The 13,784-nt window shown below is 46.9% G+C and carries 10 protein-coding genes; 8 read left to right on the forward strand and 2 right to left on the reverse strand.

Annotation, left to right across the window (positions count from 1 at the left end; genetic code table 11):
• Positions 1-174 precede the first annotated feature (174 nt).
• Positions 175-1,569 (forward strand): Gfo/Idh/MocA family protein, encoded by a 1,395-nt coding sequence (locus AC1DFM_RS00540; RefSeq protein WP_477074774.1) that lies wholly within the window; start codon positions 175-177, stop codon positions 1,567-1,569.
• A gap of 111 nt (positions 1,570-1,680) precedes the next feature.
• On the opposite strand, the gene galK is transcribed toward AC1DFM_RS00540, so the two are convergent.
• Both galK and AC1DFM_RS00550 read right to left on the reverse strand, forming a co-directional pair.
• Positions 1,681-2,853 carry a galactokinase gene (gene galK, locus AC1DFM_RS00545; protein ID WP_477074775.1) on the reverse strand — a complete coding sequence of 391 codons (1,173 nt, stop codon included), beginning with the start codon at positions 2,851-2,853 and terminating at the stop codon, positions 1,681-1,683.
• Between the two features lie 193 nt (positions 2,854-3,046).
• Positions 3,047-4,375 (reverse strand): sugar MFS transporter, encoded by a 1,329-nt coding sequence (locus AC1DFM_RS00550; RefSeq protein WP_477074776.1) that lies wholly within the window; start codon positions 4,373-4,375, stop codon positions 3,047-3,049.
• 196 nt (positions 4,376-4,571) lie between these two features.
• Between AC1DFM_RS00550 and AC1DFM_RS00555 the strand changes: the two genes are divergently transcribed.
• The 7 genes from AC1DFM_RS00555 (at position 4,572) to AC1DFM_RS00585 (ending at position 13,705) form a co-directional block, all read left to right on the forward strand.
• Positions 4,572-6,488, forward strand: coding sequence for an MFS transporter (locus AC1DFM_RS00555; RefSeq protein WP_477074777.1), 1,917 nt, complete (start codon positions 4,572-4,574; stop codon positions 6,486-6,488).
• Positions 6,460-7,425 (forward strand): ROK family protein, encoded by a 966-nt coding sequence (locus tag AC1DFM_RS00560; protein WP_477074778.1) that lies wholly within the window; start codon positions 6,460-6,462, stop codon positions 7,423-7,425. The genes AC1DFM_RS00555 and AC1DFM_RS00560 overlap by 29 nt, the downstream gene beginning before the upstream one ends.
• A gap of 17 nt (positions 7,426-7,442) precedes the next feature.
• Positions 7,443-8,498 carry a glycosylasparaginase gene (locus AC1DFM_RS00565; protein ID WP_477074779.1) on the forward strand — a complete coding sequence of 352 codons (1,056 nt, stop codon included), beginning with the start codon at positions 7,443-7,445 and terminating at the stop codon, positions 8,496-8,498.
• Between the two features lie 135 nt (positions 8,499-8,633).
• Positions 8,634-9,389, forward strand: a complete 756-nt coding sequence (locus tag AC1DFM_RS00570; protein ID WP_477074780.1) for a copper homeostasis protein CutC — start codon at positions 8,634-8,636, stop codon at positions 9,387-9,389.
• A 93-nt stretch (positions 9,390-9,482) separates the two neighbouring features.
• On the forward strand, positions 9,483-10,367 hold the full coding sequence (locus tag AC1DFM_RS00575) for an alkaline phosphatase family protein (RefSeq protein ID WP_477074781.1): 885 nt from the start codon (positions 9,483-9,485) through the stop codon (positions 10,365-10,367).
• Between the two features lie 124 nt (positions 10,368-10,491).
• Complete coding sequence (locus AC1DFM_RS00580; protein ID WP_477074782.1) at positions 10,492-11,259, forward strand: endonuclease/exonuclease/phosphatase family protein; 768 nt, start codon at positions 10,492-10,494, stop codon at positions 11,257-11,259.
• Positions 11,260-11,416: 157 nt separating this feature from the next.
• Positions 11,417-13,705, forward strand: coding sequence for a glycoside hydrolase family 20 protein (locus tag AC1DFM_RS00585; RefSeq protein WP_477074783.1), 2,289 nt, complete (start codon positions 11,417-11,419; stop codon positions 13,703-13,705).
• Positions 13,706-13,784: the final 79 nt, after the last annotated feature.

A 13,784-nucleotide genomic window follows, 5' to 3' on the forward strand; every position in this document is an offset into this window, starting at 1 on the left:
ATTGACTTTGCCAGAAACCGCAGTGGGCACTTTAGAAGGACAAGTGGCTGATTTCTTCACCGTTTATCACAAAAATGTAAGAATATTCATCCCAGGGTTGGTTTAGATAAATCAATTTTTATAAATTTAATGCCTCCTTACCGTATAACAGTGTACGCTAATAAACTTTGAACAATGAACAAACAACCACTGCATCGCAGAAGTTTTCTGAAAAACACAGTAGCAGCTGGCGTAGGTATTTCTATGCTGGGCTCTTCTGCTAAGTTATTTGCCAATGAGAAGAAGCCGAAAGTTAGAATTGGTGTAATTGGCGTAGGTGCCCGCGGATTGGGCCACCTGAATTTCTTCCTTCACCGCGAAGATGCTGAAGTGATCGCTTTCGCTGATCCGGACACCGCTTTCACGGTTCCTAAAGCTAAAGCAATGATTGAAAAAGCTTATGGCACCAAAAAGAAAGTAGCGGAATATACCAACGGTCCGGAAGATTTCCGTAACCTGCTGAAACGTGATGATATTGATGCGGTGGTAATTGCCACCCCATGGGAATGGCATACCATCATGGCGGTTGCTGCGATGAAAGCTGGTAAAACTCCCGCTGTAGAAGTATGCGGCGCCTCTGATATCCAGGAATGCTGGGAACTGGTAAACACCAGCGAACAAACCGGTATCCCTGTATTTGGCATGGAAAACGTATGCTACCGCAGAGACGTGATGGCCGTGTTAAACATGGTGCGTCAGGGTTTGTTCGGTGAGTTAACACACCTGCAAGGCGGCTACCAGCACGACTTACGCGGTGTTAAATTCAACAACGGTAAACAATACTACGGTGGTGGTGTAGAATTTGGTGAAAAAGGTTTGTCTGAAGCCAAATGGAGAACCGCTCACTCTGTACACCGTAACGCGGATCTCTACCCTTCTCATGGTCTGGGTCCTATCAACAACATGATCAACATCAACCGCGGTAACCGTTTACTGTCGCTCACTTCCGTTGCGACCAAATCCCGCGGCCTGCACAAATACATCGTTGACAACGGCGGCGAAAGCCATCCAAATGCCAAAGTAGAATTCAAACTGGGTGATATCGTTTCTACCCTGATCAGAACCAACAATGGCGAAACTATCATGCTGTCGCACGATACCAACTCTCCACGCCCTTACTCCCTGAACTTCCGCGTTCAAGGTACCAATGGCCTCTGGATGGACGACCAGAAATCTATTTATGTAGAAAAGAAAAGTAAATACGACGAATGGGAACCAACCGGTGATCCAAAAGATGCCAACAGCTACTTCGGCAAATACGACCACCCATTGTGGAAGAAATATGCCAACGACGCTGCAGGCGCTGGTCACGGCGGTATGGACTGGTTTGTACTCAACTCCTTCCTGGAATGTATCAAACGCGGTACACCATATCCGCTGGACGTATACGACATGGCTACCTGGTATGCGATCACACCACTCAGCGAACAATCCGTAGCAGAAAGCGGCAGCGTACAATTCATCCCTGACTTCACCCGTGGTCGCTGGATGAACAGAACACCGATCTTTGCACTGGATGATCAGTATTAATAAGAGCATAAAGCAAAAAGCATAAAGCAAAAAGCTATAAAAGCGAATGACCAGAGCGGATACTTGCTTTGGTCATTCGCTTTTATAGCTTTTTGCTTTATGCTTTCAGCTTTATGCTTTTGTTTCGGCTGTTACTTTCTTTTCCTGCACAGCCACCCCATCTTCAATGGTAGTCACGTATACTTCCGGTTCCTTACCATATTGATCCTGGTAGCGTGCTTTGATAAAGGATACATATTCTGCCACTTTATATGCTTTCACCAGGTTGATGGTACAACCACCAAAACCACCTCCCATTACACGGGCTCCAGCTACTTCTTCGCGTTGGCGGGCCAGTGATACCAGGAAGTCCAGCTCAGGGCAACTCACTTCATACAATTTGCTCAGGCCTTCATGCGTAGCATACATCAGCGCTCCGAACTGTTGCAGGTTACCCTGTTTGAGCAGTGTGGTGGCATCCTGTACGCGTTGAATTTCCGCAATTACGTACGTGCAACGATCATATACTTTCGGGGAAATCTGGTGCTTCACTTCTTCCAGCATGGCCATGGTGGCGTCACGCAAGGACTTCACCGCCGGATGATTCACCTGAATTGCCTTCACACCTTCCTCGCATTGCTGGCGGCGTACATTATATTCAGAAGAGGCGAGCGAGTGATGTACCATGGAATTGCACAGCACTACTTTGTAGTCGGGGAAGTTGAAAGGGAAATATTCAAAGGCGAGACTGCGGCAGTCCAGACGCATTACCTGGTCTTTTTTGCCATGCAGGTTCGCAAACTGGTCCATAATACCACATTTCACACCAGGGAAGGTATGTTCCGCCTTTTGCCCAATGAGCGCCATTTCCATCCGGTCCAGGCCATAGCCCATCAGGTGATCCAGTGCTGCTACCAGTCCACCTTCTACGGCTGCAGAAGAAGACATGCCCGCGCCTACCGGAATGTCGCCGGATACCACACAGTCAAAACCCTGTACTGGCAAACCACGCTCCTGCAGCTGGTTTACCACGCCCATCAGGTAATTGATCCATCCGGGAGTAGGCTTTACCTTGTCCAGCGAAAAGGACACGGTTTCATTCGTGAAAACAGCATGCGCATTACATTGCTGTGTGTTGTTGAGCGCAATAGCGTACACGATTTTCTTATCAATCGCCGCTGGCAATACAAAACCGTCATTATAATCGGTATGCTCGCCAATTAAATTGATTCTGCCGGGGGAAACGACCATCAGTGGCTCTTTCTCAAATAAGTGGATAAACTGCTCCCTGGTTTTCTGTATCATTAAAAGAAAATTAAACGTAAAATTTACACCTAAAAATATAAAAATGATTTGGAAAAGCAAAAAGCCGAAGGCAAAAAGCATAAAGCTATTAAAGCGAATGACCGGAGCAACTATTTTACTAGTTTCGCTCCGGTCATTCGCTTTAATAGCTTTATGCTTTCGGCTTTATGCTTTCGGCTTTTTGCTTTCAGCTTTATGCTTTCGGCTTCCCTATCTTATCTCCTACCAGTGCATAAAACAGGATATACAGGTAGCAAGGCACCATGCAATACAGGAAGGCATGTCTGAAGTCGATGCTGGCGCTGTACAGGAAGTTAAACATGCTGTGTTCATTAAACATACCAGCATATACCTGTGGCAGCACACCACCGCCCACAATACCCATTACCAGTAAAGCGGAGCCGATTTTGGTGAAACGACCCAGACCATCAATCGCCATTGGGAAGATAGCCGGCCACATCAGGGCGTTTGCCAGACCCAGTAAAGCGATGAAGGTTACCGCAGAAGCGCCGGTATTGAAATAGGCAGCTACGGTAAATACCACACCCAACACTGCAGAAATCTGCAAACCTTTCTTACCGCTGAGATATTTCGGAATGGTGGCAATACCAATTATATACCCTACCAGCATGGCTACCAGGGTGAAAGAGGTAAAGTATTTACTATCGTCTACACTCATACCCAGGGAGGTACCATATTGACCGATAACATCTCCGGCCATTACTTCTACCCCTACATATACAAAGATGCAAAGTACACCCAGTACCAGCTGAGGGAACTGGAATACGCTTGTTTTACCGGAAGTAGCTGCTGCTGTAGTAGCATCTTCCGCATTAGTATCTATTTCAGGTAAAGAAGAACGTTTCAGGAGGAATGCCAGTATTGTTAATACAATAGCAATGACCAGGTAAGGCCCGATTACGCGGGAAGCCAGGCTATCCAGCAGGGCGCTTTTCTGTGTAGCATCTACTGCCGCAGCAATATCTGCCTCCAGTTTTTCCGCACCTTTTAATACAATAGAGCTGAGGATCAATGGCGCCAGTGCACCAGCGCTTTTGTTACAGATACCAAGGATACTGATACGTTTGGCAGCACTCTCTTTCGGTCCGATGATGCTGGCGTAAGGATTGGATGCTGTTTGCAGCAATGCAAGTCCGGCGCCTTGTACAAATAAACCAGTCAGGAAGATACCAAAGCTACGCGCGTTGGCGGCAGGGATAAAGATCAGGGACCCGACAGCTATGATCAGGAGTCCTAAGGCCATCCCATTCTTGAATCCTGTTTTGTTCAGGATAAAAGAAGAAGGAATTGCCAGGAAAAAATAAGCCATAAAAAAGGCCATGGTTACCAGCAGTGCCTGTGCCACATTCAATTCGCACACAATTCTAAAAAACTGGATCAAGGTCCCATTGAGCCAGGTCACAAAGCCGAATACGAAGAACAACATGCCTATAATGGCCATTGACTGCGCATATCCTGCCTGCTTGGGAGGTAAGTTCATTGTTACTGTTTGGTTGGACATAAGCTGTCTGAATTATTTTTTTGATAAGCTACGAACATAATTAAACTTCTGCTATATTTCATGTATATTTCGCAAATATTTTTGCTAAAACGTTTTACCTAAATACCAAATGCAAGAATTATTTTACTTTTTAAAAAATTTTAAAAAATTCTTTATACATTTATCCGGCAAAATTTCACTGTAACTTAACACGTTTATGACTCAGCACTCAAAACAAAACGCGCAAAGTACCCATCCGTCGTTCTTTGTGCTTATTCTGGTTTTCTTTTTCTGGGGATTTCTGGCTGCGTCCAACAGTATCTTTATCCCTTTCTGCAAATCTCATTTTAACCTTACCCAGCTGGAGTCTCAACTGATAGACTTCTCATTCTACAGTGCCTATTTTATAGGTTCGCTGATTTTGTACCTGGCATCTGTTGCGAGGAAAGTAGATATACTTAACAAGATCGGTTACAAGAAGGGTATTATTTACGGTTTATTGATTTCCGTACTCGGATCTGTGATCATGATCCCTTGCGTGAATAAAGAGAAGATTGTTCCGATTAAAGAAACCGTAGCGGACATCAATAGTTTCCAGGTGGATCAACAACTGCAAACTTCTGACAGACAGGTAAAAATCCGTCGCGAGAAAGAAGCAGATACTTATTCCCTGCTCATCAGCGACAACGCCTCCGCAGAAAAGTATACCACCAATCCTCAGTTAACAGCAGCTGTTTCCGGTGCTTTTACTAAAGATGCGGAGCATCATCAATATGCTACCACCTTTACCAAAGCGAACCTGGACAAGGTGCTTACCGTGCTGGACTCAGACTTTAAACAAACAGTTACTTTCGGTTATTTTGCCCTGATCCTGATGGCCTTATTTATTGTTGCCTTAGGATTTTCCCTGCAGCAAACCGCTGCCAATCCATTTGCTATTTTATTAGGTGATCCTGCCAAAGGTGCACACCGTCTGAACCTGGCGGGTGGTATCAACTCCTTCGGTACTACCATCGGCCCCATTATCGTGAGCATGTTGCTGTTCGGTAACATTAAAGGTGGCGATGTAAGCACTGACATCAGCAAGATCAATACTTTATACTTCTTATTAATTGCCCTGTTCCTGATTGCGGCTGCTATTTTTGCTTTTGTGAAGATGCCCGAAAGCCAGGATACTGAAGCATTTGAATCTTCTCCCAAAGCTACCAAATCATTACTGGGTATCACTTTCATGTTTGTCCTGATTCTCATGGGTCTGGTCCTGAAATTTGAACTGCCTATGTTTATTGCTGGTATTGTTGGTATAGTAGGTATTCTCTTCTACTCTAAAATCGCATCTTCCGGCAACAGCGAAGGTTGGGGCGCTATGAAATATCCGCAGCTGATCCTCGGTATGCTGGCTATCTTCATCTATGTAGGTGTGGAAGTATCCGTAGCCAGTAACCTCGGCGCATTGCTGAAACATCCTGGCTTCCTGACGGCTAAAGGTTTGGCTGAATCAGAACTCGATCCTTATGTTTCCCTGTTCTGGGGTAGTATGATGATTGGTCGCTGGACCGGCGCCATCAGCGTTTTCAACGTATCTAAATCTGTACGTAACGTACTTTGTGTAGTCGTTCCTTTCGTAGCATACGGTGTTATTCTCGGCGCCAACAGCATCAAAGGCAACGACATCTCCGTGTTATATCCTTATGCTATCTGTATAGTGGTGCAGATCATAGGCTTCTTCGCTGGCCAGGATAAACCTGCTAAAACCCTGATGGTCTTCGGTCTGCTGGGTGTTACTTCTATCCTGATCGGGTTATTCTCTACCGGCCAGCTGGCTACTTTCGCATTCATCAGTGCCGGTTTGTTCTGCTCTGTAATGTGGCCTAGCATTTTCGCATTGTCTATCGCTGGTCTCGGCAAATACACTGGTCAGGGTTCTGCCTTCCTGATCATGATGATCCTCGGTGGATCGCTCGTTCCTCCTGTACAAGGTGGTCTGGCAGATATTCCAAGCATTGGTATTCACGCCTCTTATGTTATTCCGGCGTTGTGCTTTGCTTACCTCGCGTTCTTCGCATTTAGAGTTAAAACCATTTTAAAATCTCAAGGAATTGATTATGAGTCAGCAGTTAGCGGTGGGCATTGATATTGGAGGCACTAACACCAAATTCGGCATTGTAGATCGCAGAGGCAATATTTTATGTGATGGTCGTATGTTGACCAACCAGCATGAAGATGTAAATGGCTTTCTCGACGAATTACACGGACATATGTCTGCCCTCATTGAACAGGCAGGCGGTATAGAAAATATAAAAGGCATCGGCGTAGGCGCCCCTAACGGCAACTACTATACCGGTAATATTGAATATGCGCCTAACCTCCGCTGGAAAGGGGTCGTTCCTTTAGCCAGCCTGTTAGAGCAAAAATTTGGTCTGCCTACAGTACTCACCAATGACGCCAATGCGGCCGCACTGGGAGAACTGATCTATGGCGCTGCCAGAGGAATGAAAGACTTTATCGTGATCACCCTGGGAACAGGTGTAGGTAGCGGTATTGTTGCCAACGGACAACTGATTTACGGACACGATGGTTTTGCAGGTGAACTGGGCCACTGTATTGTAATACCAGGTGGCCGCTATCACCCGGGCACCGGTGCACACGGTTCACTGGAAGCTTATGCTTCTGCTACCGGCGTTACCAACACCGCCATCGAGTTCCTGGCTACCCGCCCGGATACCCCGAGCATCATGCGCGAGCATACCAACGAGGAAATCAATTCCAAACTCATTTACGAAGCTGCCATGAAAGGTGATCCGCTGGCCATGGAAGTATATGAGTTCACCGGTAAAATTCTCGGTGCATCCCTCGCCAACTTCGTGATGTTCTCCAGCCCTGAAGCCATCGTACTGTTCGGCGGCCTCACCAAAGCGGGAGATCTCATTATGAAACCGGTACGGGAACATATGGAAAAGAACCTGCTTCCTATATTCCAGAATAAAGTTAAATTGCTGTTCTCCGAACTGAGAGAAAGTGATGCCGCCATTCTGGGCGCCAGCGCACTGGCGTGGGAAATGAAGGACTAAAAATTAAAAGCTATTTTATGAATAATAGAAGAAGATTCCTGAAAACAGCGGCCCTTGGCGCCGCTGTTTTCTCTTTTGACGGCATCACAGGAGCTACCGCAAACGCACAGCGTAAAAGTGGCCCCGTAAAAGGAAAGCCCATCGTAGTATCTACCTGGGATTTTGGTCGCGCTGCCAACGCCGCTGCCTGGGAAATACTGAAGAAAGGCGGTCGCGCACTCGACGCCGTAGAAGCAGGGGTGAGAGTACCGGAAGCAGATCCTAACAATCACACCGTAGGCTATTCCGGCTATCCTGACCGCGATGGTCGCGTTACGCTGGACGCCTGCATCATGGATGAACATGGCAACTGCGGCTCTGTAGGCGCATTGGAACATGTTACCCACGCCATTTCTGTGGCCCGCATGGTGATGGAAAAAACACCACACGTAATGCTGGTAGGTGATGGCGCCCTGCAGTTTGCACTGGCCAATGGTTTCCAGAAAGAAAACCTGCTCACGCCGGAATCAGAAAAAGCATGGAAAGAGTGGCTGAAAACATCGGAATACAAACCGGTGATCAACATAGAAAATAAATCCTACACACCTACCAATGGCGCTACTGCCTTTAATCCGCTGATGCTGCCGGGTAATGTGTATAACCACGATACCATCGGGATGGTAGCCCTCGACGCTGAAGGCAATCTCTCCGGCGCCTGCACCACCAGTGGCATGGCCTTTAAATTACACGGCCGTGTAGGAGATTCTCCCATCATTGGCGCGGGATTATATGTAGATAATGAAATCGGCGCAGCCACCAGCACCGGTGTAGGCGAAGAAGTCATTAAAATTGTGGGCAGCCACCTGGTAGTAGAACTGATGCGTCAGGGATATCCACCGGAAAAAGCCTGCAAAGAAGCGGTAGACCGTATTGTAAAAAGAAGCCCTTCCAAAGCAAAAGAAATACAGGTAGGCTTCCTCGCACTCAATAAAAAAGGAGAACACGGCGCTTACTGCCTGCAGAAAGGATTCAGCTATGCAGTATGCACCAGCGATACCAGCAATATTTTAATTGATGGTAAACATCATTTTTAGCTGTTAGTCATTAGCTGTTAGCTGTTAGCTGTTAGCAAATGCAGCGGAGTACAGCAGATATGATCTCTGTTGCATTTGCTAAAATGCTAACAGCTGATGGCTAAAAGCTAATCTCTAACATTAAATGCCTTTATTATGTCATTCACCCTCGAAATATGCGCTGCGTCTGTAGCTTCCTGCATTGCTGCAGAACAGGGCGGTGCCAACCGGATAGAACTCTGTGACAACCTGCTGGAAGGCGGCACCACTCCCAGCTATGCGACCATCGCGGTAGCCAGGGAAAAAGTAAAAATAGACCTCTACCCTATTATACGCCCACGTGGCGGCGACTTCCTTTACTCCGATCTGGAGTTTGAAGTCATGAAAAAGGATATTGAATTATGTAAGCAACTGGGCTGCAATGGTGTGGTAATCGGTATTCTTACGGCTGATGGACGCGTAGATAAAGAACGCTGCAAAATACTCACAGCGCTGGCATGGCCCATGGGTGTTACGTTTCACCGGGCCTTCGACATGACCGACAATCCGTTTGAAGCGCTGGAAGATATTATTGCCATTGGCTGCGAGCGCATCCTCACTTCCGGTGCACGCAATACCGCCCTAGAAGGCGCCACCTTGCTGAAAGACCTGCTGATACGGGCTAATGACCGCATCGCCATCATGGCGGGATCAGGTGTGCGGGCCAGTAACATCGCGCAGTTGATCACAGCTACCGGGGTAACAGAGTATCATACATCTGCCAAAGCCTATGAAGAAAGTAAAATGGTATACCGCAACCCTAATGTCAGTATGGGCGGTATTCCCGGCGTACCTGAATATGGCATCTCCGTTACGCAGCAAAAAGAAGTCGCATTAATCCGTGAAATTGGCGAAAAAACATTACTATCTTAGCCGCTATTGTTTAGCTAAGTATTGATAAATATCCGTTATTAAAAAACGAAAGCGCTGACACATAAACGGCGACTTTAAAAAGTGAACAACGAAATGAAAAAACTGATCATTGCAACAGGCTTGTTGCTTGGCGGACTCTTCGCGCAGGCACAGGTCAAAGGAGTAAAACACGTTATCCTGATAGGCATGGATGGATTCGGTTCCTATTGCTTTCCAAAAGTGGATAACCCTAACATGAAACAAATGATGCAGGACGGTGCATGGACGTTAGAAGCCCGCAGTGTATTGCCCTCTTCCAGTGCGGTTAACTGGGCTTCCATGGTAATGGGCGCGGGGCCCGAAATCCATGGATACACAGAATGGGACAGCAAAAAACCAGAACTGCCGTCCCGGGTACTGGATCAATATGGCATGTTTCCTTCTATCTACACCCTGTTGCGTGAGCAAAAACCAAAGTCTGAAATAGGCGTTATCTATAGCTGGAACGGTATTGGTTACCTGTTCCCGAAAGCAGCTGTTAACAAAGACATGGCCTGCCATGACAACGACAGTCTCGCTACTGCCGCCTCAGTAGATTATATTAAAGAAAAGAAACCGGACTTCCTATTCATCCACTTCGATGAACCAGATGGCACCGGACACAATATTGGTCATAATATTCAACCTTATTTTGACCAGGTACACAAGAATGATATTTTGCTCGGCAAAATATTACAGGCAGTGAAAGATGCCGGCATGTGGGATAATACCATCATCCTGCTGACAGCAGATCACGGCGGTATCAAAAAAGGACATGGCGGCAAAACCATGGACGAAATGCAGATTCCATGGATTATCCGTGGACCTGGTATTGCCAAAAACAAAGAAATTAAAAGCAGCGTAATGACATACGACACCGCTGCTACCCTGGCATGGATCTTTGGATTAAAAACTCCGCAGGTTTGGATCGGAAGACCCGTGAAAGAAGCGTTTAAATGATTTTGGAGTGCCGGAAAATAGCCCCCTGGGCAGCATAATAACAATTTGGTATTACCATACTTATGATGCTTCCAAATACAAATGGCTATTTTCCGGTATCTGCAAATCCCTAAATAATGATGCTATGAAAAAAATGCTGCTCATCACCCTGGTATGCTTTACAGGCGCTACACTTTTTGCACAGGTGCAGAAAGTGAAAATACTGACCTATAACATCCACCATGGGGAAAACATGAAACAGGTACTTGACCTGCAGGGTATTGCCAACGTAATACTGGCTACTAATCCCGATCTGGTGGCGCTACAGGAAGTGGATAGCTTCACCTCCCGTACTAACCAGTCGGATCAGCTGAAAGAACTGGCATCTATTACAGGGATGTACACCTATTTCGTAAAAGCCATGGACTTTGACGGTGGCGGTTATGGCACCGGTATTCTTTCCCGGTTTCCCATCAACAGCGGTGTTACCCTGCCTTTACCATCCTCGAAAGACAATGAGCCCAGAGCAGCTGGCATTGTCACCATCAAATTGCCAGGCGATAGCAGTCTCCGTTTCGTGACTACCCACCTGGATGCCGGCAAACGCGCCACCGACCGGATAGCACAGGCGAATGCACTGGCAGATTATTTCCGGGAAACAGGTACGCCTGTGATCATGGCCGGCGACTTTAACGCCCTGCCCACCTCAAAGGAAATTACGGTCCTGAAACAGGTATTCACAGATGCTACTCACCAGATGGGCCCCACCTTCCCGTCTGATACACCGAGGATAAAACTGGACTACATCATGGTAATGCCCAAACATAAATGGACGGTTGTAGCTGCCCGTATCATCGAAGAAACCGTTGCCTCAGATCACCGCCCTGTGTTGTGTGAACTGGAGCTGCGATAAGCATAAAGCACAAAGCATAAAGGATAAAGCTATTGACGCGGAGATATTAGCGAAAATATCAACCTTAAACATCCGCTCTGATCTACTCTTCAATAGCTTTTTGCTTTCAGCTTTCTGCCTTCAGCCCAAACAACAAAAAACAAAAAAAGATATGACAATGAAAAAAACGCTCCTGTGCCTTGCCGCCGCAACAGCACTGTGGGGATGCTCCGGCTCCCAGCAGACGTCTGCTCCCAAAGGCAAAGTGAGTATCATTCCTATGCCTGCCAGCATCAGTGAAAAAGCAGATTCCTTTTTACTGGATAAGCAAACGGTGATTGTTGCCACCAATGAAAGCGACAAAAAAACAGCCGCCCTGTTTAACGCCTGGCTGAAAGAATTAACCGGCTATGAACTGGCCATCAAAGACCAGGGCGATAAAAACGCCATCGTATTACATACCGGAAAAGATACAACTAACGCAGAAGGCTATACGCTGAATAGCGATCACAATACCGTTACCATCAATGGTAACAGCAACAGCGGCACCTTCTATGGCGTACAGACGCTGATACAGCTACTCCCTGTAGAAAAAGCCAATGCCATGTATATCCCGGGCGTAAGCATTACTGATGCTCCCCGTTTCGCTTACCGTGGCTTACACCTCGATGTTAGTCGTCACTTCTTCTCTGTAGAATTTGTGAAGAAGTACATCGACCTGCTGGCCATGCACAAGATGAACACTTTCCACTGGCACCTGACAGATGACCAGGGCTGGCGCATTGAAATAAAGAAATATCCGCGCCTGCAGGAAATTTCCTCCAAAAGGAAAGAAACCATGGCGGGCCGCTATGCTGATAACAAATACGACGGCAAGCCTTATGGTGGCTACTATACACAGGAACAGGTAAAAGAAGTGGTGCAGTATGCAGCAGATCATTTTGTGACGGTAATTCCTGAAATTGAAATGCCAGGCCACGCACTGGCCGCACTGGCAGCCTTCCCTAACCTGGGTTGCACCGGCGGTCCTTACGAAACCGGCACCCACTGGGGCGTATACGACGATGTGTATTGCGCAGGCAACGACAGCGTATTTCTTTTCCTGCAAGATGTGCTGGATGAAGTATTACCGCTGTTCCCCAGCAAATACATCCACATTGGTGGCGATGAGTGCCCGAAAGTACGTTGGCAGAAATGCCCTAAATGCCAGGCCCGCATGAAAAAAGAAGGCCTGAAAGATGAACATGCCCTGCAAAGCTATTTCGTGCAACGCATGGAGAAGTACCTGAACAGCAAAGGCCGTCAGATCATTGGCTGGGATGAAATCCTGGAAGGCGGACTGGCCCCTAACGCCACCGTGATGAGCTGGAGAGGCATTGAAGGCGGCATTACTGCGGCAAAGCAACAGCATGATGTAATCATGACACCGGGTGAATTCTGCTACTTTGACCACTACCAGTCCAAGAGCCCTAATGAGCCGCTGGCCATTGGCGGATTCCTGCCGGTGAACAAAGTATACAGTTATGAGCCGGTACCTGCCGAGCTGAATGCAGATCAGGCCAAATATATCAAGGGCGCACAGGCTAACCTGTGGTCTGAATATATTGGCAACAACGATTACATGGAATACATGGTATATCCGCGTGCCTGCGCACTATCGGAAGTACTGTGGTCGCCAAAGGATAAGCGTAATTATGACAACTTTACAGAGCGACTGAAACTACATGTAAAACGCCTGGAGTTGAAGAAAGTAAACTACGCCAAACATGTATTTGAAGTGAAAGGTGCGGTAACAGAGAATGGCAAAGGCGGTGTACAGGTAACACTGAGCAGTCAGCTGGAAGGTGGTAAAATATTTTTCACCACCGATAGTACTGCTCCTACCCCTCAATCGACTCCTTACACGCAACCCATTTCCATCACCCATGCAGGCACTATCCGCGCACAGGTATTTTCAGACGGTAAACCATTTGGCAATGAATTCAGCCAGACATTTATCTTCCACAAAGGGATGGGTAAAAAAATAACGCTGGCGGCAGCGGCAGATAAAAGCCACAGCCCTGCCAGCAATTTTGCTATGGTAGATGGAATTGAAGGTCAGGTTTCCTATGATGACGATGGCCAGTGGTTTGGCTTTAAAGGCATCAATATGGAAGCAGTAGTAGAACTGGACAGCATCCAGGATATTCACGGGGTGGGTATCAATACTGTGAATGTAAAAGGCGACTGGATATATCCCCCTAAACAGGTGGTATTCTCCGTGTCTGACGATGGCAAGACCTATAAAGAAGTATACAAGCAAACCACCTTTACACAACAAGGTATTAACAAAGTACGTGGCAAGCTGCAACAGGTACGTGGTCGTTTTGTAAAAGTGCAGATGCAGAACTTTGGTAAGATTCCTGCTGGTGCAGAAGGAGCAGGCAACGGAGCATGGTTGTTTGCTGATGAGTTCATAATTGATTAAAAATCAGAAAACCGTTCGCGCAATTGCACGGACGGTTTTCATCTTATGACTCCTACACCAAAATATGTAATACGGCCTT

This window comes from Chitinophaga sp. 05T412 (assembly GCF_056396465.1).